Consider the following 26379-nt stretch of genomic DNA (forward strand, 5'->3'; position numbering starts at 1 on the left):
CTTACTTGCTCTCCGGCTGAAGGTTCAAGTCGATCACGAAGCTCTCCGCGCTTACCACCCTCGCGCCCAGTGTCGCCAGCTGGATGGTGGCAATCTGTGCCCGCTCAGCGGCCAGTGCTTTCGGATCTTCATCCTCCTCCAGGCCGTCCACTTCCTTCACCTCCTTGGCCTCGCGGAACCACTTGAGAACCGCCTCTTTGTCCGCCTCCTCAACGGTGCGCACAAAGCCCTCAGCCCAGCCACCAGATGCCTTACAAGCAATGATAAAACCTTCCTCCTTCTGCGTGCCGCTGCCGCCCGTGGGCTTGCACCACTTGACCGCTGGAGGGCTCGTCTGGAAGCCAATCTTGTGCCCGCCATAGACCTCCATCTTGCGGGCGTTGTCGCCTTCAAAGCTGGACTTGTTCTGCAACGCCCAGTTCTGCACGGTAAGCGCGTTCACCTCAAGGGTCGCCCGAAAGCTCTTGGAGTCCTTTTCCGCCTGGGCCTTCAGCTTCTCCACCGCCTGGGCAAACTCCGCCTCAATCCGGGCGATCTCACAATGCGCCTCCACATACTTGGTGAGAGCCTTGCGCATCTGCGCCTCGGTCACTTCATCCGGAGTCACCGCCACTTTGGTTGTTCTCTTGCTCATAGGTAGTTTCCTTTCGTCTTGTGTGTTGCTTCACTGAAAATCTCACTCTCCCGCAGCGTGCTTCAGCCGGGCGATGATCTCTTTCCTCCGGGGCTCACGCTCCGCCCAGCGCTGTGTCTCCAGCACGCCCGCCATCTTGACCGCCCAGTTGCGATCAAAGGCATAGTCCCGACCATCCCCCAGCTTGATCGTGATCACCGTCTTACCTCGTCCCAGCTTGGTGATGTCCTTCGTGATCGTGACGTTGTTCAAGTCGTCACCCACCATCTTGATTTCACGCTTTACGCTCATGGCTTCAGGTCTTCAGTCTTTCGTCTTCCAGTCTTCTGTCTCCGCGCAGCGGTCAGGCGGCCAGCTTGTAATCCACCACCTGCTTGGCCAAAGCCATGCGGAAGGCATCCTCAAACGTCCCGGCCCCGCGCTTGCCGTCGGCATACCAGCCCTTGGCCACGCTCACCACCTGACGCAGCGCCCGCAGCGCACCCGGGCGCTCCACCACCTCCGCCGCCAGCCCGGCCAGGTCCGCCACCGCTTCCGGCCAGGTCTTTTCCAGATACGCCTTGGCCACCTCCGCCGTGGTCCGCTTAAGGTCGCACTTCGTGGTCACACCGATCCGGCTGGGCCCGCGCTGCACCTTTCGCATGGTCGTGGCCAGCTCGCTGTTTCCCACCAGCACCACGGGGCACCCCGTGCCATCGTGAAATCCTAGAACCCACTCCAGCCCCTTCTCAGAGAGCAGGTGGGCGTTGTCGATGATCAGCAGCCGCCCCGTGCCCGTGAAGCGGTCCAGCAACCACTCACCCTTGCTCTGCTCCTTGGGGGCAAAGCTGGCCGTGTTGATCCGCCTCCAGAACGCCCGGACCATCGCCGTAGGGGTGCCGCCACCCGTCACCGTGTTCAACTCCAGTCTGATGGCCCACGGGTCCGCATCCGCGTACATCTTCAGAGCGCAGCTCTTGCCCAGCCCGGGCTCACCGATCACCATGCCCATCATGGCGTTGCGCTTGGCAATGTCACAAGTGTTGCTGATCTGCTTCACCACCAGCGTGTGGAACAGGCGCTTGTCCTCTTCCGGCATCTGGGCCCGCAACTCCGCATTGATCACCAAATCCTCCAGCTTGGCCTCCAGCGCCTTCACGTCCCCCTCCGGTTTCCCGTTGAGATACTTGCTTATGGCAGCGGGGGAGTTGCCCAGCATCTTTTGCAGATCCGTCAGGGTCCATCCATGCTGCACCTTCACCGCCAGCAGCCGTGCATGCAGCTGCTCGTTGAAGGGCTTCACCTTTGCCGCCTGGGTGTTGGTTGTTGTTGTCGTGTCCATCGTGTTTGGTTGTTGGAAATTGTCTTTGCCCGTCCTCACGCTTCGCCGCTCTGCATCGCCCTCGTTGCCTCGGCGATGTTCCTTTCAAGCCCGCTGATGCGCTGGCTCTCTTCCTGAAGGTGCTTCCCCAGCTTGGCCCTCTCGTGCCCGATCCAGAGCACCCCGGTGCGCACATGCTTTCCCGCCTCCGCCGTCCGCATCACCTCATCATGACGGGAAAGCAGCGCCTCCAGCTCAAGCTCCACAATCGCCAGCTTGCCGCTCTTCTCCTCCACCTCCCGCAACCGGGAGCGGGAAGAAACCAGCCTCTGTTCCAGTGCCATCAGTGCGTGATTGCTCATACTCTTATCGTGTTCGGTTGTGTTATTACCTTATCCCTTTTCCCTTGCCCCTTTGACCCTCTCTCTCACTCGTCCATCGGGTCCATGCCGTCCATTTGCCCCGCCGCCACTCCCAGCGGCTTCGCGCGCAGCCCTCGGCCCTTATCACTTGCCCCTCTTTCCGCCTCATCCATCACCCCCTCAGCCGCCCGCCCGGCCCGCGCATTCTTGCCCGCTGCCGTCACCTCCCGCTCCGTCACCGGCTCCCCATCCATCACCGCCTGATTGTGCTCGATCATGTGCTGACGCTGCACCACCAGAGACTGTGCATGCGCCCGGGCCTCGCCCTCCAGCTCCACGCGCAACTGCTCAATGCTGCCGTGCACCCTCATGGCTCCATCCGCATCCAGTACCCCAGACTTGGGCATCAGATTGACCAGCCCAATGGCGGCGTCTGACTCATCGCAGACCAAGGCAGTGTCAGGGCTGAAAGGGTTGGCGTACACCCTCAGCTTGTCCCCAGGGCTCAGCACCTCAATGCGTCCATGCTTGTTCGTTGCCCGCGCCATATAGACCAGACTGCCGCCACCTGGGGCGCGGTCCTTGATCTTGATCGTGTGATTGTCCTGAACCTTGGTTGCTGTCGCGTATTCGTTGGGGAGGCACAGGTTCCACAAATGCCGATTGAGTTTGGTGAGCTGATGTTTCCCACCATTGAACACCTCACGAGGGGACAGTTTCCGCAGCCGTCCATGTCCCGGCATCGCCATCAGGCGCAGGGCAAATTCCTTGGCCCGCTCATCAGGCAGCCGCAAGACATCCTCGTAGCTCATCCACTCATCTCCCCGGAGATCCACGCGCACCTCATTGGCCACAAACCCGCACTCCTCCCAGCCCTCCAAATCGTGCCAGTCACGCTGGTTCATCATCTCCATCAGCGTGTGATTCACCTGTCCAAACTCCTGCCAGGTCATCACTTCCTTGACCAGCAGAGCAGCCCGTTGCGGGGGCAGCTTCTCTGCCCATTTCAAGAGCTTGTCATTGTACTTGAGCAACGCGTAATTTTCCTCCGGAGCCGTGAGCCGTGTGCCTGTCGCGCCTTTGAGATGACTCATGATCGTGCGGACCAGTGCGAAGGAACTTTCAATGTGACTCTTGAAACGGAAGTTGCCCCGTGGCGCTCCCTTGAACGCGAGCCCCTCCAACATGGGCCCGCCCAGAATGCCGCTCGTGGCCACCTGCACCTTGCCATCCGTCACCCGGGCCAATCCCTCAGCCAGGGCCGCACGAATCGCCGCCGTGCCTTTCTCCGCCATGAAGGTCGTGCCGACGTCCGCCCGATACCCGTGCTCAGTCAGCACAAAAAGCACGAACCACGCGCAATCCTCCTCTGTCAGACGGGAACGTGATCCATCCTCAGGATTGTAGATCATCGGCTTGGCGCAATGGGCAAAGTGACAGGCACTCAGCACCTCCAGCGCATTGAACCCACTAGGCCGCATCGCCCGGCGATTGATCCCCACAAGGTTCGTGTACACGTCGTAGTCCTGGTCATCGATCTGGTACAAGGCACCAAACTCCAGCCCCACCCGCGTGCGGATGATGTTGGGGAGCATCTCCTTTGCCGCCATCGTCCCGCGGCGACGGGTGATCAGGCTGAACTTGCTCGGCTTGAGCCGGGAGAGATTCTCCTTGCTCCATCCCTCTGGCAGTCCCGTGTGCACCTGCGGCTCCGGTGGGCTGTCGTATCCAGGGATCTGCATCGTCACATCTCCCGCCCGCCACTTGCGCCACTGGGCCACCACCTTGCGGTGCACCTCCCGTCCAGTCTGGCCGCGCTGATGGGCAAAGTACATGGACTGCACAAAGTCCCGGAAAGCAGGCGGCAACCCCGCCTCACGATGCACCGGCCACTTCGCCCGGTTGATCAGCTTTTCCCAGCCGTGATCCTGCCAGTCAAACCACTTTCGGTTAAAGGTGCTAACAGGAATGCCATTCGCTTTGGCCACGCTCTCCCGCGCCGCCACAATGCCCATGCCCGTGGCCACCGCCTGCTGCACCTTGCAGAACATGGACAGCCAGCGCTCCACATCCTTCCGGCAATCATATTCCAGCTGGGACATCTCCAGATGTTCCTCAGGCTTAAGCGCAACGGTCAGGTTCATAGGGTCTCTTGGTCGTGTCTATCGGGGTCAGTGTTGGAGTTCCGCCTTTAGGCGGTCAGGTCCTGCGGTTTTGGCAGCAGGTGGGCAAAGAGCCCTTTGCCCGTTTCCGTGAGCGTCACGCTGGTCTGGTGATGGTTTGCACCTCGGGTCACGTTCACCCATCCAAACTTGGCAAAGCGGTAGATCGTAGCCTGCACACCCCGCTCATCCAGCCCCAGCTCCTTGGCTATCTGATAGGAGCCCTTGGCTGGCAGACAACACAGGATGGACAGTCCCGCGATGGTCATCTTGGTGTTGGTTTCCACCAGAGGCTTCAGCACCCGTCTAAAGCGCCTCAGCGCCTGCTTCAGTTCAACGTCTTCCATAGTAGTTTCCTCACCTTCAGTTTCTGTGATATCGCCCTCTACTCATCCAACGGGTCCGGCCTGCCTCTGCCACCCTTGCCCCTCTGGTGCTTGATGGCTTCCTCCACCATCCCCAGCGTCTTTTGCAGCTCCTGCTTGAGGAACTGCAACCCGGCTTGCTGCCCCTCGTTGGCATCCGCCACCATCGGCAGCGCGTAGATCATCGCCTCCACATTGGGCTGCATGTTCAGCTCTCCAATCGCCTCCAGCACCGGCCACACCTCCTTTTGCGCCAGCTCGTCCAGCGACAGCTTTCCGCCGCTCCCGGGCGTCCGACCATTCCCACCGCCCTGGGCTCCGTTCGCCTTTTTGCTGATTCCCCAATGGGCCATCAGACCCTTGACCGTGTTCCCGTCCGTCACCTTGGCCACCGCCTTCATGATCTCATCGCGGTCTTCGCTGGAGAGCTTCATGAGAGGAGTGTTCAGGAGATCCTTGCCTTGCAGCACCGGAATCCTCCGCTTCGCTTCCTCCGCCATGGCCATGCAATAGCGGGCCTTGTCGTCCCCGAATCCCATTTCCTTCTGGACCAGTTCTCCCCAGGAGATGGAAATTCCCGAATCGTTTCGGGAATTTCCCGGACGACCTGCTTTCACCCCGTACACCTTGTGCAGGCGGAGCAGCTCCACCCCGCACAAGATCAGGCATCCCGCCATGGCCATCGCCGCCCGGCTCGCCGCCTCCATGTACTCCCTCGCCTGGGCAAAGTCCTCCGAGACTTCGCGTGGCACACCCAGTTTCCCCGCCTTTGATTCCGGTGGCAGCACCGTCAATGTTCCTGTCTTGCTCATAATTCAGTCTTGTAGGGCGACCGCTCCGGTTGCCTCTCTTCGTTGTTAATTCCTAGTTGCTTCCAAAGTAAGCCTTCAGATCCGTGTCAGTCGGCTGCGACCTCAGCTCCGCCAGCTGCCATGTGTCGTACAGGTCCGCATCCTCCCGCTTCTCCACACCCACACGCCACACCCTGATTTTGCCTTGCTGCATGCCCAGCACCCGGCCAAGCACCATCTGGTTCATGAGCCCGCCGATGTCCCAGGCCGTCACCTGCACCAGCTCCCCAGTCTTGGGAATGCGTTTCAATCCGATCCCTGGCATGGCTACACCCCCTCCTTTCCAAGGATGGCCCGCAGCTCCCCGCGCATGACCGCTTCAGCGTACTTGAGCCCTGTGATCTCGCAGTGCAGTTGCCCCATACGATGCACGGCAATGGGATCACCGTCTTTCCGATAGCTTGCAGAGATCAGCTCCAGGCGCTTGATCTCCACCTTGACCCGGTGCCTCGCCCGCATCAGCGCTTGAGCTTCCAAAGGCACACGGGGGCGGCGTATAGAAGTGGCTTTCATATCTGCAAAAAATTAGCGTTTCGTTAGCGTCAATCAGTGGTCCCCATCCCAGTTACTTCCTTGAACGCACCCCTTGTTTGGAGTCCCCGAACTCGTCAAACGCGCTCATCTTGTCCTTCTGATCCTTGCTCAAGGACGCCAGGAACTGGGGAAACGTCCCGCCTCCCGTGGGGTCTGCCATCTCCTCCGTTTCATTGGCGATCACATACGGCACTGGGTCATCACTCTTGCCCAGGTGCAGCTCCACGGCATCATCCCACCCGTCCCCATACCCTTCACCATTGCCCAGGGCATAGCAGATTACGGCCGCTGCAATCAGGGTGATGGCACACACAAGTGTCTCACCTGAACTCAAGCTCGCCCCGATCAGGATCTGTTGGAACCCAAAGGCAAGGATCACGGTCACAACGGCATTCCTCAATTCAGCTTTCATCGTGGTTGTTTGGTTGGTTGGCGTTTGGCTGTCTGTTGTTTCACAAACCGGAGTCACTCCGGAAAAAGTCCTTGAACCGCAGTTGCAGCGATTCACTGGCGCGGAGCGATTCCGCATACCTCCGTGCATCCCGTGCAAGGGTGGGGTCCGCAGAGGCCATCACGTGAGCAATTGCGTCGTACACATCCGCCCGGTCAGCAGGCGGCATGGTCTCAGCAGCAAGTCCCGCGGCTCTCACCATCGGCTCCAGCATTGCCTTGCGAGTGGCCCGGTCCATCCTCATGGCAGGCGCAGCTCCTCCTTGATCATCTTCCGCAGCTTCGGGTGCACGGTGGGATGATTGATGACCCTACTGACCGCGTTTCTGGAGCGCTTCAGTTTCTTGGCCAAATCCGTCACAGACAGATGCCTGTCGATCAGGGCTTTTTTCACGGTGGTGGTGAAATCCGGTTGCATCAGTGGGCACTTGTGGTTAGCAGTTGGTATTAGCAGATGCACACTATTTGTCATCTCGTGCCAACAGTGCAAGCCAAAAAATGCCCAAAATGCAAAATATTGCCGAGAGGCTCCGAGTACTACGCACAAAATTAGGCATCACCCAGGAGCAGCTAGCCAACCTCCTCGGGCTGTCGAGGAACTATATTGGGCTCATGGAGAAGGGCCGCGAACCCTCCAAAGGCGTGCTCTCGCGCATTGAGCAGCTCGAAGCAGAGATGAAAGAGGGCAACGAAGTCGTGATTCCAGATGACGGCCCAGCGGTGGACATCGGCAACGCCCGCCAACTGCTCAAGCAAGCCCGCTTGCGCAAGGCCCTCACCGTGGATCAGCTCGCCAAGTCCATCAGATACAGCACCGGATACCTGCAAGCTCTGGAAGAGGGGAGAGCCCCCGCCAGTGCCAAGGTCATCGCATTGCTGGAAAAGGCTCTCAATCTTGACCCCGGCACCCTCTACCGTGGCTCAGAACCCGGAGTCATCCGCGAAGACGGACTCACCGCCCCCTACGGCACCAAGCCCCAGGTGGAGACCACCAAAGGTGTGGGCCCAGCCCGTTACATCCCCCTCATCGGCTACTCACAGGCAGGCATAGGCAACTACGAAGATCTTTACGAGCACGAATCAGTGATTGCATTTGGAACCACCGACAGCAAAGCCTTTGCCACCCGCTTGCGTGGCGACTCCATGGAGCCCAAATATTCAGAGGGAGACATCCTCTATGTCTCACCCAACGCCACGCCGAAAAACGGCGATATCGTGTTGGCAAAAGTGGACGAAGCCCATGGAGGAGACGTCATGTGCAAGCTCTACAGCAGCCGGGACGGCGGGAAAAACATCGTCCTCAGCAGCTACAATGCCGCCTATCCTCCCATGGAATTCTCACGTTCCATCATGCAGTTTGTCTATCCCGTTTCAGCAGTCCTCAAACCACTCCACTGAACCCCACACCTCACCCCATCATGAGCACCATCACCCCGTCATTCTGGGTCCGCTACAACGGCGGCGGCACCGCTGGACCATTCTCCAAACCCGAACTGATCCAGAAGATCCAGGCCGGAGAAATCCGCCCCACCAATGACATCATGGAGCAGGGCGGCACCTGGGCACCCCTCAGCTCCCGCCCCGACCTCACCCCCGCGCCCATCGCTGGCACCACCTCCCGCACCCAGGCCACGAGCAAGCCCGTCCTTCAAACCGACGTCACCAAGTACATCGGCTGGGCCCTCCTCATCACCGGCGGCGTCCTCATGGCCAGCCTCGCCACCGGCCTCGCCACACCCCTCCTGGGCATCATCGGCCTCGCCCTCGCCCTCGTCGGCCTCATCGTCCGCCTCATGGCCCCAAAATCATGAGCCCTCGAAAGCCCGTTTCAAACCCCTTGAAAGCCCCATGAATCCCCACGTCACCAAGCTTCCCAGCAACACCGCTCTGGTGATCAATGAAGCGCTCCACGAGATTGGGGACACGGAAGGTGCCGCCCTTTTCCTTGATGCCTTGGAAGTCACGGATAAGCGCCTTCGCTTCATCCCTCCCTGTTTCCTCCCTATCACCGTCACCCCACAGGTCACCCAGGCCGTGCTGTCGGTCGTCACTGCGGGCCAGCTGGATGCTTACGTGAACTCCGGAGTCGATTCACAGACCCTGCTCCTGCTGGTCACAGAGTGGCAAGCGGAGCTGTCCGGTCAGGTCTCAAGTTTACCAAACCATTGATAATTCCCCCGTGTCAGCCGGTTGCGCTGCTCAAACCTCCGCCAACGCCTGGCTGTCCGTTAGTCCACCGTAACCCGCTCACCCTCAGCGTTTATCAGGCTCCATCAGGGTTTATCAATCCCGCTGCAAGGAACGTGCGAAGGGCCGTCATTCGCCACCATCAACGGTAGATCAGCATGGAACCGCAGGCGGAACTGCTGTCCGCCGTGCTGGATGAGCAGGAGGGAGGGGCGATCCTGCCCTTCACCACTCCAGAAACAGTGGCGGATGGCATCCACCAACCCAGGGATCTTGCCCTGCCCGCGGTCCGGGAAGTGGCGTTTTGTTCCTTCGTGAAGCAATACCCACTCCTTACGCTCTGGGACGCTGCTGACGATGTAAACCAATTCTTGGGAAGTGGATTGGGTATCGGATTTCATGTGTTCATATGAACACTTTCTCTGGAAATTGTCAATCGCGATTTTGGGCGAGGGGGGTGGGGTGTAGTGTGGGAGACGAAGGCTGTCCTACGAAGATGCTGCCTGCCGGTGAATTTCGTATGAAGGCGGGCGTCCACCCCGCCACCGTTCCGCCGGAGGTGTGCCATCTGATGCCCCCAACGGAGGCTCACTGGACCATCGAACCGGTTGCTTGCTGCATCACGCTCGTCACCGCCATCTTGTCTGCTCCAGAAGAGCGTGGGGAAACGCTGGCAATTGTGGCGTGGGGAATGATCTCCGGTGCATGAATTTCGCCGCGCCAAGCCTTGGGTGGGGTGCCGCGGGCTTCGATGAAATCCTTGAAGCACTGAAGGTCCCGGGCGATGCGCAGGGAAACGAGGCGGAGAAGGGCTCCGAGGTTCTCTACGACGCCTTCTGGGGTGTAAGCCATGCGCAGAGAGACCATCGTGGCGTCATCGGCCAAGGGCTCAAACGTCACCCGACCACTGCTGCGGGGGCCGTGGGTGCTTTGCCAGGCGATAAATTGATCCGGCACCTGCTCGATGATTTCAGCCTCCCAAGTCTTGATGAATCCCCCCATCTCCACTTCCCAGTGAAGGTGGCTGTCATCGATTTGGCGGACTTCTTTGACCCCTTCCATGAAGTGGGGGAAGTCTTCAAACTGCGTCCACTGGTCGTAAACCACTTTGACCGGTCGTTCGATACGGATGGATTCTTCGACGGAGTTCATTGTCAAGGTGAAAGGAGTCAGTGCTTATATCGCCAACAGAGGGAGTATTGGACGCTGCATACACCTTTGTTGAAGGACGAAGTTTCTGAGAACATCGCATTGGGAGGCTCGGAGGGACAAACCAACAATGCCCACATTGGACACAGGATGTTAGGAATTGCTCACTTTCGGGAATTAACATCTGGCGCTTGTGGGGTTCGGCTAGAGCAGTCGAATTGTTCCATGGAGGGGGTGGGAATGGTGTCGCGTCCTGTGCCCGGGTGGCGAGCAGTGCATTGAATTTTGGGCGATTGAGCGAGGTTTGGTAAAGAATGGGAAATCACAGCAGAGTGGGCTTTTCGTCGGCGAGTGGGCTATATAGAATCACCCGGCCGAAGAGACGTTTTCATCCGATTTGAGCGTTACCCATAACTAGACAGCTACAGCCAGAGCATGACCTCCTTGCCGATGACTCCCCTCCAGGTATCAACCTTTCAGTGGCCTGAGGCAGGCGGTGAAATGGCGCGGCGTATGGCGGAACTCGATTGGACGGCGCACCCGTTGGGGCCGCCCGAGGCCTGGCCGCAGAGTCTCCGCACCACGGTGAGCATCCTGCTGGCCTCGCGGTATGACATGTGGCTGGGCTGGGGGGCGGAGTTTTACTTTTTTTGCAACGACGCCTATCTTCCCACGCTAGGCTTGAAGAAGGACTGGGCACTGGGACGACCTGCTTCTGATGTGTGGGCCGAGGTGTGGAACGACGCCGGGCCGAGGGCAGAGTCAGTGCTGCACACTGGGCGGGCGACCTGGGATGAATGTCTGTTGCTTTACCTTGAGCGGAACGGGTACCCGGAGGAGACGTACCACACCTTCTCCTACAGTCCGGTGCCTGACGACGCCGGTGGTGTGGGGGGGATGTTGTGTGTGGTGACCGAAGAGACGGAGCGTGTGATCGGGGAGCGGCGGCTGGCGGTGTTGCAGGATCTAGCCGAGAGTCTGGCGGCCGTCAGCGGCAGTGACGCGCTGATGGAGGAGTTGGGGGGCTGTCTGCAGCGGCACCGTGTGGATATGCCATTCAGCCTGGTTTATCTCTTTGACCAGCGCTCCTCCAATGGGGCTGGTCAGGCCGTGCTGCGAAGCCTGACGGGAATCCCCCGGGGGGCGCCGCTGGCACCGGCGACCCTTTCGTGCGGGCCGGACGATGAATGGGGGGGGAGTCCCTGGCCGGTGGCCCGGATGCTGGAGGAAGGCGAGCCCGTGGAGGTGTCCGTGGGACACCTGGAGGATCTGCCATCCGGCCCGCACAGCTCACCGCGCGCCGCAGTGGTGCTGCCGTTGTTTCCTCATGGCCAGGAGGAGCCGCCCGCTGGCTTTCTGGTGACGGGGGTGAACCCGTGCCGGCCGCTGGACGGTCCGTATCGTGGATTCCTCGAACTTGTGGCCGGGCAGATCAGTGCCGGGCTGGCCACAGCGGGGGCTTTTGAAATGGAGCGGGAGCGGGCGGAATCCCTTCTTGAACTGGACAGGGTGCGGCGGGAGTCCGCTGCGCAACTCCGGGAGAGCGAGGAAAGAACACGTCTGGCGGTGGAGGCGGGCAAGGTGGGGGTCTGGGACTGGAATCTGGCTGCGGGCACGGTGGGGTGGTCAGAGCTGACGCACCGCATTTTCGGCGTGGAGCCAGGAGGCTTCGACGGCACGTTCGACGGCTTCCTGGGGCTGGTGCATCCAGTGGACCGTGTGCGGGTGGCAGCGGAGGTTAATCGGGCGCATGCGGGTGACGGGAGATTCAACTGTGAACTGCGCGCGCTGCCCCCTTCCGGAGAAGTGCGGTGGATTGAGTGCCATGGGCAGACTGCCTTCAGTCCGCAAGGGGGGCCGGAGCGCATGCATGGCACCGTGCTGGACATCACTGAACGCAAACGGGGGGAGGAACTGTTGCGTGAGGCCCGGCTGAGGCTGGAGACCACGCTCTTCGCTGCGGAGATTGGTACTTGGAACTGGGACATCCGCAATGACCAGGTGACCGCGGATGAGAACATGGCGCGACTTTTCTTCGTGGATGTGCGGGAGCAGGAGAGTCCGCCGATGGAAAGATTCATACAAATGATCCACAAGGATGATGTGGCGAGGGTGCGCCGGGCCATGGATGCTGCGCTGGTAGATCCTGCTGGGAACTTTGAGCAGGACTACCGAGTGGTCTCGCCCCAGGGACAGGTGCGATGGGTGACGGCCCGCGGCCGGGTGCAGCGGGATTCGACCGGGAAGCCGGAGCGGTTTCCCGGGGTGATCATTGACATCACGGGCCGCAAGCAGGCGGAGGAGGACCTGGAGGGGAGTGAGCAGCGGCACCGGAAACTGCTCTCTCTGCTGCCGATGGCGTGCTACACGCTCAACGAGGACGGCTGGCTGACCTTCTATAACGATGCGGCGCGCGAGCTGTGGGGTCGGGCTCCGGAATTGGGCCGGGTGCGGTGGTGCGGGAGCTATCGCATGTGGTCGCTGGACGGGCAGTTCATCCCACACGAGCAGAGCCCCATGGTGGCGGCATTGCAGGAGGCGAGGCCAGCCCGCGGGGCGGAGGTGGTGGTGGAGCGGCCGGACGGCACGCAGCGCTGGGTGGCGCTGTCCTCCGATCCGCTGCATGACGCGCGCGGCAAGTGTCGCGGGCTCATCAATGTGGCGCTGGATGTGAGCGACGAGCGGCGTACGCAGAAGGCGCTGGCTCAGAGTGAAGCCTTCCTGCAGAGCGTTATTTCATCGACGGCGGACTGCATCATGGTGATGGATCCGCTAGGAGGTCTGCAGTGGACGAGTGCCAACGGCATCCGCATGCTGGAGATGGATGAGGCCAGTCTTCCTACGGGGCGCTCCTGGCTGGACATGTGGCAGGATGACACCTCCCAGCGGGTGGCCCAGGCAGCGCTGCGGCAGGCCAACGCAGGGCAGGTGGGTAGATTCCGTGGATTCTGCCCCACCTTCGCGGGCACGCCCAAATGGTGGGACGTGATGGTGACGCCAATCCCGGCCCGGGATGGCGGGGCGGCGCGCTTTCTGAGTGTGGCGCGGGATGTGACGGAGCGCACGAACGCCGAGCATGCGCTCAGCCGTCTGGCGGCCATTGTGGAGTCCTCCGATGACGCCATCATCAGCAACGATCTGGCGGGCCGCGTCCTGAGCTGGAACAAGGGGGCGGAGCGCCTCTTTGGCTACCAGGCGCGGGAGATTGTGGGACGGCCGATCATGACGCTGATTCCGGATGACCGGTTCGAGGAGGAACAGGTGATTCTGGAAAACCTCCGCGGCGGCAGCCGGCTGGAGCACTATGAAACCGTGCGTCGTCGGAAGGATGGCACGCATGTGGATGTGTCCCTCACGGTTTCGCCCATCCGGAACGAACAGGGGGTGATCGTGGGGGCGTCCAAGATCGCGCGGGACATCACCCAGAAGAAGCAGGATGAGGCGGAGTTGCGCCGCAGTGAGCGGCTGTACCGGGCGATCGGGGAGTCGATGAACTTTGGCATCTGGATCTGCGATGCGGCGGGGCTCAACCAGTACGCGAGTGACTCCCTGCTCAAACTGGTGGGGATGACGCAGGCGGAATTCGCCGGGGAAGGCTGGATGAAGGCCCTGCACCCGGAAGATGCCGAGGCGGTGCGGCAGGCCTGGCGGCGGTGCGTGACGGGGCCGGACACCACCTTCTGGGAGAGTGAGCAGCGCTTCCGCGGGATGGATGGGGCCTGGCATCCCGTGCTGGCACGCGGCGTGCCGGTGAGGGATGAGTCCGGGCGGCTCCAGCAGTGGGTAGGGATCAACCTGGACATCTCTGAACTGAAGAAGACGGAGGAGGCGCTGCGCCGCAGTGAGGCGCACCTTACGGCTGTGTTTCAGCAGGCGGGCTCTGGCATTGCCCAGACCGATCTGGAGGGGCGGTATGTGATGGTGAATGACGCCTATTGCGAGATCACGGGGCGTACCAGGGAGGAGCTGCTGGGGCAGAAGGTTCATGAAATCACGCATCCGGATGACCGCGTGCACTATGGGGATGCCCATGAGGCGCTGGCGGGCGACGGCCCGGCATTCATCATGGAGAACCGTTTTGTGCGGGCAGACGGGGTGGAGGTGTGGGTGCGCAGCAGTGTGGTGGGGCTGCGGGATTCCCAGGAGCGGCTCTCGGGCACGCTGAGCATCACCCAGGACATCACGGAGAGCCGCCATGCCGAGGATGCGCTGATGGCGAGTGAGCAGCAGTTGCGGCTCGTGACGGACCACGCCCCAGTGTATCTGGCGCAGGTGGACCGGCACCAGTGCTACAAGTTTGCCAACCGGCCTTATGCGGCGCAGTACGAGCTGGAAGTGCCGCAGCTGGTGGGGCGGCCCATGCGTGAGGTGATGGGTGAGGCGGCGTATGAGGCGGCCCGTGGCTGTGTGGAGGCTGCACTGGCAGGAGAGCTGGTGGAGTTTGAAATGCAGATGCACTTCCCTTCCTCGCACGATGAACTGGGCGACCGGTGGATCCACTCCGTCTTTATGCCGGAGTGGCAGTCGGACCAGGCGGAGGTGACAGGCTTTGTGCTGGTGCAGACGGACGTCACAAACCGAAAGCAATCGGAGCTGGATCTGGAGCAGGCGCGTGATCAGGCGCTGGAAGCAGTGCGGGCCAAGGATGATTTCCTCGCCCGCCTCTCGCACGAGTTGCGTACGCCGCTGAGCCCGGTGTTGCTGCTGGCAAGTGAGGGGGCTTCCAATCCGGAGGTGCCGGAATCGGTTCAGGCGGACTTTGATACCATCCGCAAGAATGTCGATCTGGAGGCGCGTCTCATTGATGATCTCCTGGACCTGACGCGCATCACCCGGGGGAAACTGGCGATGGACCTCCAAGGTGTGGATGTCCATGTGGTGCTGCGTGATGCGCTGGACACGGTGCGCCAAGATGCGGAGGCAAAGAGCCTGGTGCTGACCCTGGCTCTGCATGCGACCTCCCGGTTGGTTTGGGGGGACAAAGTCAGGCTTCAGCAAGTGTTCTGGAACCTGCTCAAGAATGCAGTGAAATTCACGCCTGAGTACGGGGCCATTGTGGTGTCCACAGCGCTCGGGCCGGAGCCGGGCACGGTGATGATCCGGGTCAGCGACAATGGCATGGGGATGACCCTGGAGGAGCAGCAGCGGGTGTTCGAGGCCTTTGCCCAGGGGGAGCATGCCATGCAGGGCGGCTCGCATCGCTATGGCGGACTCGGGTTGGGGTTGACCATCACGCGCATGCTGGTGGAGCTGCATGAGGGGCGCATCCAGGCGATCAGCGAGGGACGTGGCCACGGGACAACGTTTGTGATCACGCTGCCTCTCATGAAGGCGGCAGCCGCTGCTGAGGGTGAGACCAATGGCATGGACGAGCGTGAGGCGGCTGCGGTCGGGCAGACGGGGAGCCCCATCTCTCCGGCAGTATGGCGGCGCATTCTGCTGGTGGAAGATCACGACGCCACGCGCGCAGCGCTGGGGGTGTTGTTGCGGCGGCGCGGGTATGAAGTATCCGCTGCGTGCAGTGTAGAGGAGGCCAGTCTCCTGGGGAATGAGGGGTCTTTTGATCTCGTGATCTCGGACATCGGCCTGCCGGATGGCTCGGGCTATGAAGTGATGCGCCACCTCAAAACGCTCCACCCCGAATTAAGGGGGATTGCTCTCAGCGGCTATGGCATGGAGCAGGATGTGGCGCACAGCCGTGAATCGGGTTTTACCTTGCACCTGACGAAGCCCGTCCGCGTGGAGGCGTTGGATCAGGCGATTGAGACGGTGTTCAGACAGGATTAACAAGATTTTTGAAGGATTAACAAGATGGGGAGTGGGGAGAGGTTCAGCGCCGCTTTTTGAAGTTTTGACATGTAATGTGTGAAATGCCATCGTTGCGGCCTGTTGTCATGAATCAAGTCCCCCCGCCTCTGCCTCTCCTGTCGTCATGCTCATCTGGCAATGAAGCTGGGAACTGGGAGTCCGCGTCGAGCTTTCTCACTTCGCTATTAAGAGCTGCTGCGGTGATTTTTCTGTTGTTTGGTATTCGAGACCTTGGTGGTATTCCATGGCTTTCGCTGGCCATCTCAATTGGGAAAGATGAGGTTTATGAGGGAATCATGGTCCGATCGGGCGCAGCCATTTTGGTTGGGATTGTCATGTATGTGTTAGGGACGGTCGTGGTTTGGAAACTGGCACCAAAGATTTCCTCGCATCTGAGCGGCAAACGGCGGGCTCAAGAGCCTGGTGGTGGACCACTCGGTGCTAACGAGAGTTTTCTTTTCCTCGCGGGTATTTTTGCCGAGTTGTGGGCGGTGGCTCAAGTGATCGGTATCTTTTGCCCTCCGATGACGTTCGGGGTGCAGCGTGAGGATGTGTTGCCACAGAGTGTTGGAACGGCGCTCCTGACCCCCGCAATCGTCTTTGGGGCCGGGCTATGGCTCTCTCTGGGCTCTCATCGCATTCACATGTGGATGGTGAAGCGCCGACAATGACGAAGATGCGAAGACACCCCACGCAGCGGGCCTCACTGCGCGGGGCAGGGGCCGTCGGTCTGGTTGGCTTCGTCGAAGAGCGCCTGGGCTTCTTCGATGTTGGTGCCGAGACGACGCTGAATGTGCCATACGATTTCCTCCGAATGGGTGCCGGATGGCGGCAGGGCGTCGTCTTCCTTGAGGTCGGGATGCAGATCCTGCAGGCGGCGCTTGAGGGTGGCCCAGTCGGATTTGAAAGGTGTCTCGATCATGACGCAGGGAGGAGTGTAATGAACGGAAGGGAATCGTTTGCAGGAGAGCGAACGAGGGGGGCAACTTTTGCAGACTTTCGCCCCCCACCCTCAAGCGTTAAGCCCCCCGCACGATTTCCGCACGATCAACGGGCATTCCAGCAAGATATCGCGCACGGGCATGTCGGGGCGGGCCAGGCGGTCGAGCATGGCACTCATCGCGGCCTGGCCGATCTCACGGGCTGGCTGATGCAGGGTGGTGAGAGGGACAGGCAGGAGGCTGGCGTAGGCGATGTCATCAATGCCCACGATGCGAATATCCTGAGGAACGCGGTGGCCGAGTTGCATGAGGCTGTGCATGAGCTGGCCGGCGGTGCGGTCGTTCGCGCAGACGATGCCGTCGGGGGTGGCGCTGTGGAGGAGGGTTTGAACCTGTTCCTGTGAGTCAGGGGCCAGGCGTTGCACATGCGCCTGGACCACCGGCAGGCTGTTGGTGTAGAGGGCTTCTCTGTAGCCTGCGATGCGCTCGTCAATGGTGGCTGCGGGTTCCGGGTAGGTGACGAAGGCGATGTGGCGGCAACCCAGTTCCACCAAGTGCTGGGTGGCGGCGAAGCCAGTGCGGCGGTTGTCGATGCCCACCAGATCGTGTCGGCTGCGTTTGGGGTAGGGCAGAAAGTCGCGGTCCAGCAGTACTACGGTGATGCCAGCCTGATCCAGGGCAGTGACGATGCGGTGGTTCGTCTGGTCCTCATCGTAGGCGGCTTCCAGCGGAGCGAAGAAGACGCCGCTCACCCGGCGGCCGAGGTAGCTCTGGCAGATCTCCCATGCTTGAGCGGCGCGGGAGAGTGAGGGGTCCCGCGAGAGGGAGCTGGACCAGAGCAGGGCATGGCCCAGGGCCTGCGGGGACTCTGCCATGCCCTGGCACATCGGTTCGAAGATCTCTGTGCGCCCCCGGTCTGGAATGAGCAGGCCAAAGGTGAGACCTTGTTCGGGTACGCCCATCTCAGCAGGGGGCAGGCGGACATAGGTGCCAGACCCGGCGCGGCGTTCCACGAGCCCGGAGCGATGCAAATCACGCACAGCCCGGCCCACGGTGATGCGTGAGGCCCCAAATCGTGTGACGAGGGCAGCTTCGCTGGGGATCTTCTGTCCTGGCTGATACTTGCCGTGAAGAATCTCCAGGCGCAAGGTGTCGTGGATTTGGCGGTGTTTAGAGATTTTCAAAGGGAGCGGGGGCGATGTTGGGGCAGGCAGGTGGTGGGAGGGTAAAGGCTTAAAGTTGTTACATCAACTTGGAAACATCGACTCTATAAGGAGGGGCCCCCTTAAGGCGGGAGGACTTCATCTTTTCGAAAGACTTCGCAAGGCGTAGTGACCTTGCGGAGAGCATGGAGCATGCTTTCTTTAGCTGGAGTTAAGTCAGCTTGGCAAGAGCTGTTATAACCAAACATCAATCTATGACCACACGAAAGGAGACGACCATGAGGACCACTGAATTTGAGACCTCCGGCGAGCGACGCTTTCTGGTCGCGAGCGACTTTGACAAGACATTGAGTTTCAATGACTCGGGATATGTGCTGGCGGAACTGTTGGGCGTACCAGGCTTTGAGGAGAAGGTCGCAGGACTGGCGAGAACCCACCTCGTGCAGCAAGGCGCGGAACTGGCGTATCTGCTGCGGCATGATCCCGCCTTCCGAGGCGTGCGGCGTGAGCATCTGGTGGCGGCGGGCAAGAAAGTGCGGTTGAAGCACCAGGTGGATCTGTTGAGCAGGGTGCTGGCCCAGGGGTTGCCGGGCTATGAGTTCCCCTTTTACGTGATCTCTGCCGGTCCGGCTGAGGTGGTGCGCTCGGCGTTGGAGGGCATTGTGCCTCCCGATCGGGTGTATGGCACGGAGTTCGACTTTGACCCCGCCACCGGGGAGATCGCCAGCGTGACTCGTACCCCGGCAGGTTACGGCAAAGTGACGGTGCTGGAAGGCATCGAGGCCGCGCTGCGCGTGAGTCCCGACCGTACCATCTACATGGGCGACGGCAGTTCTGACCTTTATGTAATGCACCATGTGAACAGCCGGGATGGGCATACGATTGCCGTCTCGGAAACGAAGGCGGTGGGCCGTATCGCGCAGCGCACGGTGATCAGTGACAACGCGCTGAGTGTGCTGGTGCCGATCCTGGAGGAGGTGCTGCTCTGGAACTCCACGCAGATCCGGGCACTCTTTGCCAGCCACGGCATGGCGTTGCAAGACTGGGACAAGATCCACACGGACTGGGTGAGCTTTCATCCCATGGGGGCACGGCATGATGCCACGCACCTCGCGCTGCTGGGCTGAAGGCCCGCATTCATTCTTCTCCTGATTGCCCCCTGATGAGTGAGCTATTGCAAAGAACCCCAGCACCCGCCGCCCTGGCAGCCCGGCGGGCGGTATCGTGGCTCTTCCTGCTGAACGGTATGCTGTTTGGCACCTGGGTGTCCCGCATTCCGATGGTGCAGGAGCGTCACGAGTTGACGCACGGAGCGCTGGGGGTGGCGCTGCTGGGCATGGCTCTGGGGGCGTTGGTGGCCATGCCGTTGTCTGGCTGGGCCTCTGCCCGGCTGGGAAGCCGGCGGGTGGCGGCCTTCTGGACGTTGGTGTATGCCAGCATGCTGCCCAGTCTGGCCTTTGCGCCCGGGGTTCACTGGCTGAAGGCAGGCCTCTTTCTTTTTGGTGCTGGTCATGGTGGCCTGGATGTGGCCATGAATGGCCAGGCCGTGCTGGTGGAGCGGCGTTACCACAGGCCCATCATGTCATCCTTCCACGCGCTTTTCAGCGCTGGTGGTCTGGCGGGTGCGGCATTGGGCGCCGGGATGGCCTGGCTGGCAGTGCCGGTGGAGACGCATTTCGTGACGGTGGCCACCCTGCTGGGTGGGACGGTCGTGTTGATTGCGCTTCGCCCCCTGCTGCCGGATGATCCGGTGGATCGCAGGAGTGAAAATAAAGTTTCCTCGAACGGAGGGCGGCTTCAGGCCAGCGGTTCCGGGAAGAGCGGCCTGGCCGCCATCTCCGCAGCGGATCTGCGGAGGCTCATCGCGCTGGGAGCACTGGCCTTTTGCATCATGATGGGGGAGGGGGCGATGGCTGACTGGAGCGGTCTGTTTCTCAAACAGGTCACTGGTGCTGGCGATGGTCTGGCTTCGGCCGGGTACGCGGCTTTCTCCCTGGCGATGATGCTGGGGCGCATCGCGGGAGATTCTTTGACCTTGCGTCTGGGGCCGGAGTGCCTCGTGCGCGGCAGTGGGGTCCTGGCTGCGGCTGGTTTGCTGTTGGCCCTCGTCACGGCCCATCCGTACGCGGCGGTGCTGGGCTTTGCGGCCGTGGGGGCTGGATTTGCCACGGTGATCCCTCAAGTCTTCAGCGCCGCCGGGAGGGTGAAGGAGATCTCCCCAGGGCTGGCTCTGGCGACGGTGACAACGCTTGGGTACGGAGGCTTTTTGTTGGGTCCGCCCCTGATTGGATTTGTGGCTGAAGGAATCGGCCTGCGGGGTGCGCTGGGGCTGGTGGTGCTTACCAGTGCGTGTGCAGTGACGCTGGCGGCAGCGTTGCGGACCCGGAGGAGCGATGAAATCACATCACAAGTCCAGGCGTCTCAGCGGTTGAGCGTTTAAGCCGGGGAGCCGAAACTAACTTTGATTGAATTATGAAGACAGAAACGACAAAAGTAAACTTGATGACAGAACAAGAACGCCAGCAGGTGCGTCTGGAACGTGCGCAGCTGGTGGAGGATGGCGTCAAGGGGGCTGCGCCGGTAAAGCGTGCGCTGCCCAAAGGACTGCGGCTGTGGGTGTATGCGCCGCTGATGCCCTGATGGCCTCAAGCGGAATACTCGCATACGAAGGACCCGATTTGTCGGCGGAGCACGCATCCTCCCCAAGGATGGGCCAGCCAGAACCTGTGGAGCAATCGTATCTTATGTCCAGGCCAGATTGCAGGGAGCGGGAAGCACCGCCCCCTGCCTGGACGATCAAATCAACTGACCGGCAAGCGACTTCCTTATGATCACACGTGAACTGGGCAAAAACGGACTGCGCGTTTCTGCGCTGGGGCTGGGATGCATGGGCATGTCCGATTTCTACGGGCAGCGGGATGACGTAGAATCCATCGCCACGATCCACCGGGCGCTCGATCTGGGGGTGACGCTCCTGGACACGGCCGACATGTATGGTCCCTGGACGAATGAAAAACTGGTGGGTAGCGCGATCAGGGATCGTCGGGACCAGGTGGTATTGGCCACGAAATTTGGCATCGTGCGCGATCCTAATGACCCCGCCAAGCGTGGGGTGAGTGGGAGGCCGGAATACGTAAAGGCCTCCTGTGAGGCGAGTCTGGCACGCCTGGGTGTGGACGTGATTGATCTCTACTATCAGCATCGTGTGGATCCCGAAACGCCGATCGAAGAGACGGTGGGGGCGATGGCGCAACTGGTGCAAGAAGGCAAGGTGCGGTACCTGGGGCTCTCGGAAGCAGGGCCGGACACGGTGCGCCGTGCACAGTCGGTGCATGCCATTGCCGCGCTTCAGACCGAGTACTCTCTGTGGTCACGTGATCCGGAAGATGAACTGCTGGGCGTGTGCCGGGATCTGGGCATTGGCTTTGTGCCGTACAGCCCGCTGGGGCGCGGCTTTTTGACCGGGCAGATCAAACGGTTTGAGGACTTCGAACCCGACGACTATCGGCGGCACTCTCCGCGGTTTCAGGGAGAGAACTTTGAGCGCAACCGGGCACTTGTGTCCCAGATCGAGCAGTTGGCCGCTGACAAGGGCTGCGCGCCGTCCCAACTTGCCCTGGCCTGGGTGCTGGCGCAAGGCCAGGATATTGTGCCCATCTTTGGCACAAAACGTCGCTCCTACCTGGAAGATAATCTGAAAGCTCTGGAAGTGCAGCTCACCGTACAGGATCTGGCAAGGATCGATGAAATAGCGCCTCAGAATGCGGCTGCCGGCACCCGCTACCCAGAGGCCTGGATGGGCATGGTGGGCCGCTGACGCGGAATGATAAATGATGAATTAGGAATTAGGAATGACTGAGAGAGGCTACCGTGTCCTATGAAAGTCATTACCTTTCACTTTTTACTCTCAACTTTTCACTCTTCTCCCCATGTCCCCTCTCTCTGTTGCTCCTCCTTCCTTCCTCTTCGATCTCGATGGCACGCTGGTGGACAGTGTGTATCAGCATGTGCTGGCGTGGCGGGAGGCGTTGGAGTCGGAGGGGATACAGCTTTCCGTCTGGCGCATTCACCGGCGCATCGGGATGAGCGGGGGCTTGTTCGTCAATGCCCTCATACAGGAGACAGGGCTGGAGCTGCCGCCTGAGGTGGCGCAGCGTCTGCAGCGTCGCCATGCCGAGAGCTATGCACGCCAGCGCTCTCAGGTGAAGCCCCTGCCTGGGGCCAAGAAGCTCTTGGAGGCGCTGACCCAGTGGGACGTGCCCTGGGCCATCGCCACCAGTGGAAAAATCGAGAGTGCTGGTCCGGTGCTGGAAATGCTGGAGGTGCCCAAACACGTGCCGATCGTGACACGTGATCAGGTTTCCTATGCGAAACCGAATCCGGATCTGTTTCTCGCTGCTGCCGCCAAACTGGGCGCGGACATCACGAAGTGCATTGTAGTAGGAGACAGCATCTGGGACATGCTCGCGGCCCGTCGCGCGGGAGCGTTGGGCGTGGGGTTGCTCTCTGGCGGGTATGGTCAGGAGGAGTTGGAGAAGTCGGGCGCGTACCGGGTGTATGCGGATCCTGATGACTTGCTGAAGCATGTGTACGAGGTGGGGATCCGCGGGGAAGAAGGCTAGACAGGATTAACAAGATTTAGGAAAGATTCACAAGCTGGGAAAGGGGTGGATCGAGCGGCGTTGAGGTTTGACGTTTGGTGTTTGAAGTTTGGATTTTCCCTGTGGTTAACCAATTTATTCTCTATCTCATGGATGCCTCCGCTGCCGTTCCTTTGACCCAAAGTCCCTTTGCGGTGCTGACGTTTATCGTCGCGCCGGCGTTGCTGACAAATGCGACCAGCATGCTGGCGCAGAGTACGATCAATCGCTTGTTGCGGACGCGGGAGCGAATGGCGCAGTTCCTGGCGAAGTCTGAGAAGGGGGTGGAGTCGGATGAGGCGGGAGAGTTGCTCTTGCAACAGGTGGATCGTGCGGAGGCCCAGGCGGCTCTGCTCATGCGGGCGTTGTTCTCCATCTATCTGGCGCTGGCGGCGTTTGCTGGTGCCACCTTCATCACCCTGCTGGGGGTGGTGCTGGCGTCGTTGCAGCAGGGGTTTTGGCTGAAGGGGCTGGTGCTGGTGGGGCTGGGTCTGGGGTTTATAGGCTTTGGCGGATTGATCTGGGGTAGTGCGTGTTTGTTCCGAGCCACGGCGCTTTCGCTGTTGAACATCCATCAGGAAGCGGAGATCATACGGGGGAGAGAGAGGGTGCGTCGTCGTTAAGAGATGAGCGTTAGACCGAGGATCTGGGGCGCGGGCGTGACGACTGGCATATCCGGCGGATTTGTCCAAGGAGCTTCGGATAGTTGGTTCGATCACGGCCATCTTCTTTGTCCTCGGGAACATGGTGATCTATCTAAAGTGGCGGAAGGGCCGAAAAGAACGCGAAGCAGTTGAGCCGCAACCAGACTCCGGAGGACTCTGATGCGGATCGCATCATGTTTTCGGGTGCGCGGTACCCTTTTTTGGCAGGCGTCGTTGCCATTGAGGGTTTGACGACAGGTCGGAGATGTTTCAAAGATGCGCGCGACAGTATTCAACTCAACAAAACACACCCCTCTGCGCCCACTCCCATGGCCATCACCAATGAAAACCTTAGCTCGTACTCCTTTGTCAAAGAAATGTACGAGGACGACTACTTCCCGACCTTTCTCGTGGACAAGTGCCGCAACATTCTCATCGCGCTCTGTGAAGAGATCGAACGCGTCAATCCGGCCAAGGACTCCGACCTGCTCGAACTGACGCATGCGGCGACCGAGGAGATCAATGAACTGGTCTCAGAGTTCGAAGACAACGATAGTGAGCTGGAAACCAACGCGCGGGAGATCCTCGCTGCAGACTTCGATTTCATTGTCAAAGCGTATGGCTTCGACCTGGATATTGAAGAGGTCATTGCGCCACGCGACTGGTAGCACGTTTTTTTTGGAGGTTGCCCCCGGCAAACGCCGATTTTTACACCACCAGTTGTCATGGGCATTTTGAGTTTCTTCCAACGTAAAAAAAGCAAAGAGCCGCCAACATTTTTTGAAACCCTGGCGGCGATGAGCAAGATGCAGAATGTCAGGGAGTGCTCCCCGGAATTCTATCAGCAGCATCGCGATGCGATTGACATGACCATGGGTTTTCTTGGCTTTCTACGGCAGCAGCATCCCGCATTCGGACAAATCTTCACGTGGACCAACGCACCCCTTCCTGACATTGCTGCCGCGCTGGAGCAGGCCATTCCGCGCATGGGGCTGGACCAAGGCACCGTCGACTTTGTCGATTCAACCATGACGACCGTGATGAGCAGGCTTTGCGATGTGGTGACCGTACCGGAGCTGCCACCCTATTTGGCGGAATGTGTGTGGCCCATCATCGGGGCGTTTGAGTCCTGAGGGGGCACTTGTCGGGATGGGCCGGTTTGGTCCACCCCTGGCGTCCTCTGATGAGGCAAGGGGCGAGGTCTGGCGTTGCAATCCGGGATGGTTCTGCGAGGTTTTCAGGCGTTGTTGGCTGGAATTTCTGCACTGGATTTTGTCATGGCAAAAGAACTGGAAAACAAGGTTGCCATCGTCACTGGCGGTGGCCAGGGGATTGGGCGCGGCATTGTGATGAAACTGTTGGCTCGCGGCATGCGGGTGGTGATTGCGGACAAGGATGATGACGCGGCGGCGGAGGCGGCGGATGAACTGGGGGAGAGCGCCCCGGATCGTGTTTTTGGCATCCAGACGGATGTGGCAGATGAGACGTCTGTGCGGGATATGGTGGCCGAGACGTTTGCCACTTACGGCCAGATCGATCTGCTCGTGAACAATGCGGGCCACGGGACCAAGGAGCCCACCCCGGTGGAGGAACTGACGCTGGAGGATTGGAACCGGGTGTTGGGAACCAACCTCACTGGGACCTTCCTGTGCAGCAAGCATACGGTGCCGCACTTGCGCAAGCAGCGGGGGGCCATCGTCAATATTGCCTCGACCCGGGCACTGCAATCGGAAGTGGACACAGAGGCATATGCCGCCAGCAAAGGTGGCATTGTGGCCATCACCCATGCGCTGGCCATCAGTCTCGGGCCGGACGTGCGGGTGAACTGCATCAGCCCCGGATGGATCGTGGTGGATGAGTGGCAGAAGCGCAGTGAGCGCAAGGCACCACAGTTGCGCCCGCAAGATCATGCCCAACATCCAGCCGGTCGGGTGGGGCATCCAGAAGATATCGCCGAGATGGTGGCCTATCTGGGATCAGCTCGAGCCGGATTTATCACCGGGCAGAACTTCGTGATCGATGGTGGGATGACGAAGAAGATGAGTTATTTTGGGTAAGAAGGGAAAAGGGGTGAGGATGCAAAGAGGGCTGAGAACCTGTTTGGATAAAAACATCTGAATCTGCCCCTCTGGGTTGCGGCCCTTTTGAGCCTGGACGGCGTTGCTCATCGGTTGTGAATCACGATTCACCCCCTCTTAGTGCCTTGTCCAGACTCAAAACGCCTCGCAACACACCCAGCGCTTTTATCCACACAGGTTCTGAGAGGGGCGCTATCGTTCGTTCACGTAGCTGGGCCGGTCGTTCTGGTGCCGGGTGAAGAAGTGGGAGGTGGTCCACATTTCGAGCTCAGGCATGGCAGGGAGTTTGTCTGCGAGGAGAGAGTGTTGGATGAGACGGGCACCGTGGGCGCAGCAGAGGATCTGAAGATCGACGGGCAGGTACATCTCCGCCATGATGGCGAGGGCTTTGCGGGCTCCCTGCTGGGTGACGATATAGGCCTCGGTGCCGCATCCGGGGGCGAGAGGGATGTAGGGATGCGCGGCCAGGTGGGCATCCAGTTTGTCGGTGCTCTGGATGTGTTGAGGTATCAGGCCCGGTACGCGATTGCTGAGAAAAATGAAGTCGGCGGTGGCGGGCCAGGGCTGGTGCCACCAGGGGCGCACGATTTGGGCGTCATCCTCAAAAATGCACGCATGGGGAAGCTCCTCTGCCACGACCTTCTGCCAAAGAGTCATGTGGGAGAGAGCGCAGGCGATGTGTCCGAGATGGAGGGAAAGCTTCCCTGCCCGGTCGGGGATGTTGCACAGGCGGATGCCAAGGTCGTCGCGGTGCAGTACCACCTTGTGCGTGGGGCTGCTCTCAGCAACCTTCAGGTCACGGCGGTCAATGGCATTGAAGATCGCGACTTCCCATCCGTGATCCTGGCTGCCCACCTCAAATTCGGCCAGCCGCTCGGTGGCCCGGGCAAGATTGATGACGAATGTCGGGAGAGCCACCGAGGTGGGCCCTTTCTCTTTAGACATTGTCGCAGGCGCCTCTTTGCGGCGGATCAACTTTAACTCATGAACCGGCCCCGAGAGGGGGGTGGTGGCTGTGGTGGGGAGCTCCATGTTAGTCAAAGGGGGCGTGATTCAGAGGGAGACCGTCCTCGGTGGCGGTGAGTGAGTTTTGGGACCTGTCGAAATGGTC

The 26379-nt window shown here is 60.5% G+C and carries 31 protein-coding genes; 14 read left to right on the forward strand and 17 right to left on the reverse strand.

Going from position 1 to position 26379, the window contains the following annotated elements; genetic code table 11:
* Position 1: 1 nt before the first annotated feature.
* From VSP_RS09965 to VSP_RS42120, 12 genes are all read right to left on the reverse strand, one after another.
* Positions 2–634: a host-nuclease inhibitor Gam family protein gene (locus VSP_RS09965; RefSeq protein WP_009960371.1), complete on the reverse strand. Its 633-nt coding sequence runs from the start codon at positions 632–634 to the stop codon at positions 2–4.
* 42 nt (positions 635–676) lie between these two features.
* Positions 677–925 (reverse strand): hypothetical protein, encoded by a 249-nt coding sequence (locus VSP_RS09970; protein ID WP_009960373.1) that lies wholly within the window; start codon positions 923–925, stop codon positions 677–679.
* A 52-nt stretch (positions 926–977) separates the two neighbouring features.
* Positions 978–1955 (reverse strand): AAA family ATPase, encoded by a 978-nt coding sequence (locus tag VSP_RS09975; RefSeq protein WP_009960374.1) that lies wholly within the window; start codon positions 1953–1955, stop codon positions 978–980.
* A gap of 35 nt (positions 1956–1990) precedes the next feature.
* Positions 1991–2296, reverse strand: a complete 306-nt coding sequence (locus VSP_RS09980; protein ID WP_156345784.1) for a hypothetical protein — start codon at positions 2294–2296, stop codon at positions 1991–1993.
* 65 nt (positions 2297–2361) lie between these two features.
* Positions 2362–4440 (reverse strand): hypothetical protein, encoded by a 2079-nt coding sequence (locus tag VSP_RS09985; protein WP_009960376.1) that lies wholly within the window; start codon positions 4438–4440, stop codon positions 2362–2364.
* Between the two features lie 47 nt (positions 4441–4487).
* Positions 4488–4805, reverse strand: coding sequence for a MarR family winged helix-turn-helix transcriptional regulator (locus VSP_RS09990; protein ID WP_009960378.1), 318 nt, complete (start codon positions 4803–4805; stop codon positions 4488–4490).
* A gap of 38 nt (positions 4806–4843) precedes the next feature.
* Complete coding sequence (locus VSP_RS09995) at positions 4844–5635, reverse strand: hypothetical protein (RefSeq protein ID WP_009960379.1); 792 nt, start codon at positions 5633–5635, stop codon at positions 4844–4846.
* A 52-nt stretch (positions 5636–5687) separates the two neighbouring features.
* A complete protein-coding gene (locus VSP_RS10000) occupies positions 5688–5939 on the reverse strand; it encodes a hypothetical protein (protein ID WP_009960380.1) in 252 nt (83 codons plus the stop codon).
* Between the two features lie 2 nt (positions 5940–5941).
* On the reverse strand, positions 5942–6187 hold the full coding sequence (locus VSP_RS10005; RefSeq protein ID WP_156345788.1) for a hypothetical protein: 246 nt from the start codon (positions 6185–6187) through the stop codon (positions 5942–5944).
* Positions 6188–6239: 52 nt separating this feature from the next.
* Positions 6240–6620, reverse strand: coding sequence for a hypothetical protein (locus tag VSP_RS10010; RefSeq protein ID WP_009960382.1), 381 nt, complete (start codon positions 6618–6620; stop codon positions 6240–6242).
* A 40-nt stretch (positions 6621–6660) separates the two neighbouring features.
* Entirely contained in the window at positions 6661–6903 is a 243-nt protein-coding gene (locus VSP_RS10015) for a hypothetical protein (RefSeq protein WP_009960383.1), read from the reverse strand.
* A complete protein-coding gene (locus VSP_RS42120; protein WP_009960384.1) occupies positions 6900–7076 on the reverse strand; it encodes a hypothetical protein in 177 nt (58 codons plus the stop codon). Before VSP_RS42120 ends, VSP_RS10015 begins: the two co-directional genes overlap by 4 nt.
* Positions 7077–7165: 89 nt before the next feature.
* Here VSP_RS42120 and VSP_RS39190 point away from each other — a divergent pair, with 89 nt between their 5' ends.
* Genes VSP_RS39190 through VSP_RS10035 form a run of 3 tightly spaced genes read left to right on the forward strand, consistent with a single transcriptional unit; the run spans position 7166 to position 8827 of the window.
* Complete coding sequence (locus tag VSP_RS39190) at positions 7166–8056, forward strand: XRE family transcriptional regulator (RefSeq protein WP_075088586.1); 891 nt, start codon at positions 7166–7168, stop codon at positions 8054–8056.
* A gap of 20 nt (positions 8057–8076) precedes the next feature.
* Positions 8077–8469: a GYF domain-containing protein gene (locus tag VSP_RS10030; RefSeq protein ID WP_009960387.1), complete on the forward strand. Its 393-nt coding sequence runs from the start codon at positions 8077–8079 to the stop codon at positions 8467–8469.
* A gap of 37 nt (positions 8470–8506) precedes the next feature.
* Positions 8507–8827 carry a hypothetical protein gene (locus VSP_RS10035; RefSeq protein ID WP_009960388.1) on the forward strand — a complete coding sequence of 107 codons (321 nt, stop codon included), beginning with the start codon at positions 8507–8509 and terminating at the stop codon, positions 8825–8827.
* Between the two features lie 104 nt (positions 8828–8931).
* Here VSP_RS10035 and VSP_RS42125 read toward each other — a convergent pair whose 3' ends face one another.
* Both VSP_RS42125 and VSP_RS34780 read right to left on the reverse strand, forming a co-directional pair.
* Positions 8932–9246 carry a hypothetical protein gene (locus VSP_RS42125; RefSeq protein ID WP_157210825.1) on the reverse strand — a complete coding sequence of 105 codons (315 nt, stop codon included), beginning with the start codon at positions 9244–9246 and terminating at the stop codon, positions 8932–8934.
* Between the two features lie 187 nt (positions 9247–9433).
* Positions 9434–9997, reverse strand: a complete 564-nt coding sequence (locus VSP_RS34780) for an SRPBCC family protein (RefSeq protein WP_009960391.1) — start codon at positions 9995–9997, stop codon at positions 9434–9436.
* Between the two features lie 432 nt (positions 9998–10429).
* On the opposite strand from VSP_RS34780, the gene VSP_RS39195 reads away from it, so the two are divergent.
* Together VSP_RS39195 and VSP_RS10055 are read left to right on the forward strand one after the other, a co-directional pair.
* Positions 10430–15781, forward strand: coding sequence for a PAS domain S-box protein (locus VSP_RS39195; RefSeq protein ID WP_086010721.1), 5352 nt, complete (start codon positions 10430–10432; stop codon positions 15779–15781).
* A 221-nt stretch (positions 15782–16002) separates the two neighbouring features.
* Positions 16003–16473 (forward strand): hypothetical protein, encoded by a 471-nt coding sequence (locus VSP_RS10055; RefSeq protein ID WP_009960395.1) that lies wholly within the window; start codon positions 16003–16005, stop codon positions 16471–16473.
* 32 nt (positions 16474–16505) lie between these two features.
* On the opposite strand, the gene VSP_RS10060 is transcribed toward VSP_RS10055, so the two are convergent.
* The gene (locus tag VSP_RS10060; RefSeq protein WP_009960396.1) at positions 16506–16724 is read right to left on the reverse strand and encodes a hypothetical protein; all 219 of its coding nucleotides are present in this window, start codon (positions 16722–16724) and stop codon (positions 16506–16508) included.
* A gap of 90 nt (positions 16725–16814) precedes the next feature.
* The gene (locus tag VSP_RS10065) at positions 16815–17927 is read right to left on the reverse strand and encodes a GntR family transcriptional regulator (RefSeq protein WP_198141355.1); all 1113 of its coding nucleotides are present in this window, start codon (positions 17925–17927) and stop codon (positions 16815–16817) included.
* 257 nt (positions 17928–18184) lie between these two features.
* Between VSP_RS10065 and VSP_RS10070 the strand changes: the two genes are divergently transcribed.
* From VSP_RS10070 to VSP_RS10110, 9 genes are all read left to right on the forward strand, one after another.
* Positions 18185–19033: an HAD-IB family phosphatase gene (locus tag VSP_RS10070; RefSeq protein WP_198141356.1), complete on the forward strand. Its 849-nt coding sequence runs from the start codon at positions 18185–18187 to the stop codon at positions 19031–19033.
* A gap of 35 nt (positions 19034–19068) precedes the next feature.
* Entirely contained in the window at positions 19069–20346 is a 1278-nt protein-coding gene (locus tag VSP_RS34790; RefSeq protein WP_044133494.1) for an MFS transporter, read from the forward strand.
* Positions 20347–20378: 32 nt separating this feature from the next.
* On the forward strand, positions 20379–20546 hold the full coding sequence (locus VSP_RS42130; RefSeq protein ID WP_009960401.1) for a hypothetical protein: 168 nt from the start codon (positions 20379–20381) through the stop codon (positions 20544–20546).
* A 187-nt stretch (positions 20547–20733) separates the two neighbouring features.
* Positions 20734–21723, forward strand: a complete 990-nt coding sequence (locus VSP_RS10085; protein ID WP_009960402.1) for an aldo/keto reductase — start codon at positions 20734–20736, stop codon at positions 21721–21723.
* 112 nt (positions 21724–21835) lie between these two features.
* The gene (locus VSP_RS10090; protein WP_009960403.1) at positions 21836–22528 is read left to right on the forward strand and encodes an HAD family hydrolase; all 693 of its coding nucleotides are present in this window, start codon (positions 21836–21838) and stop codon (positions 22526–22528) included.
* Positions 22529–22656: 128 nt separating this feature from the next.
* Positions 22657–23169 (forward strand): DUF2721 domain-containing protein, encoded by a 513-nt coding sequence (locus tag VSP_RS10095; RefSeq protein ID WP_029190325.1) that lies wholly within the window; start codon positions 22657–22659, stop codon positions 23167–23169.
* 350 nt (positions 23170–23519) lie between these two features.
* Positions 23520–23858 (forward strand): DUF5713 family protein, encoded by a 339-nt coding sequence (locus tag VSP_RS10100; protein ID WP_009960405.1) that lies wholly within the window; start codon positions 23520–23522, stop codon positions 23856–23858.
* Between the two features lie 57 nt (positions 23859–23915).
* The gene (locus VSP_RS10105; RefSeq protein WP_009960406.1) at positions 23916–24323 is read left to right on the forward strand and encodes a hypothetical protein; all 408 of its coding nucleotides are present in this window, start codon (positions 23916–23918) and stop codon (positions 24321–24323) included.
* A gap of 144 nt (positions 24324–24467) precedes the next feature.
* Positions 24468–25247: a glucose 1-dehydrogenase gene (locus VSP_RS10110; RefSeq protein WP_009960407.1), complete on the forward strand. Its 780-nt coding sequence runs from the start codon at positions 24468–24470 to the stop codon at positions 25245–25247.
* Positions 25248–25460: 213 nt separating this feature from the next.
* On the opposite strand, the gene VSP_RS10115 is transcribed toward VSP_RS10110, so the two are convergent.
* Positions 25461–26300 (reverse strand): glycosyltransferase family 25 protein, encoded by an 840-nt coding sequence (locus VSP_RS10115; protein WP_009960408.1) that lies wholly within the window; start codon positions 26298–26300, stop codon positions 25461–25463.
* Positions 26301–26379 lie beyond the last annotated feature (79 nt).

Source organism: Verrucomicrobium spinosum DSM 4136 = JCM 18804, from assembly GCF_000172155.1.
Lineage (GTDB): Bacteria > Verrucomicrobiota > Verrucomicrobiia > Verrucomicrobiales > Verrucomicrobiaceae > Verrucomicrobium > Verrucomicrobium spinosum.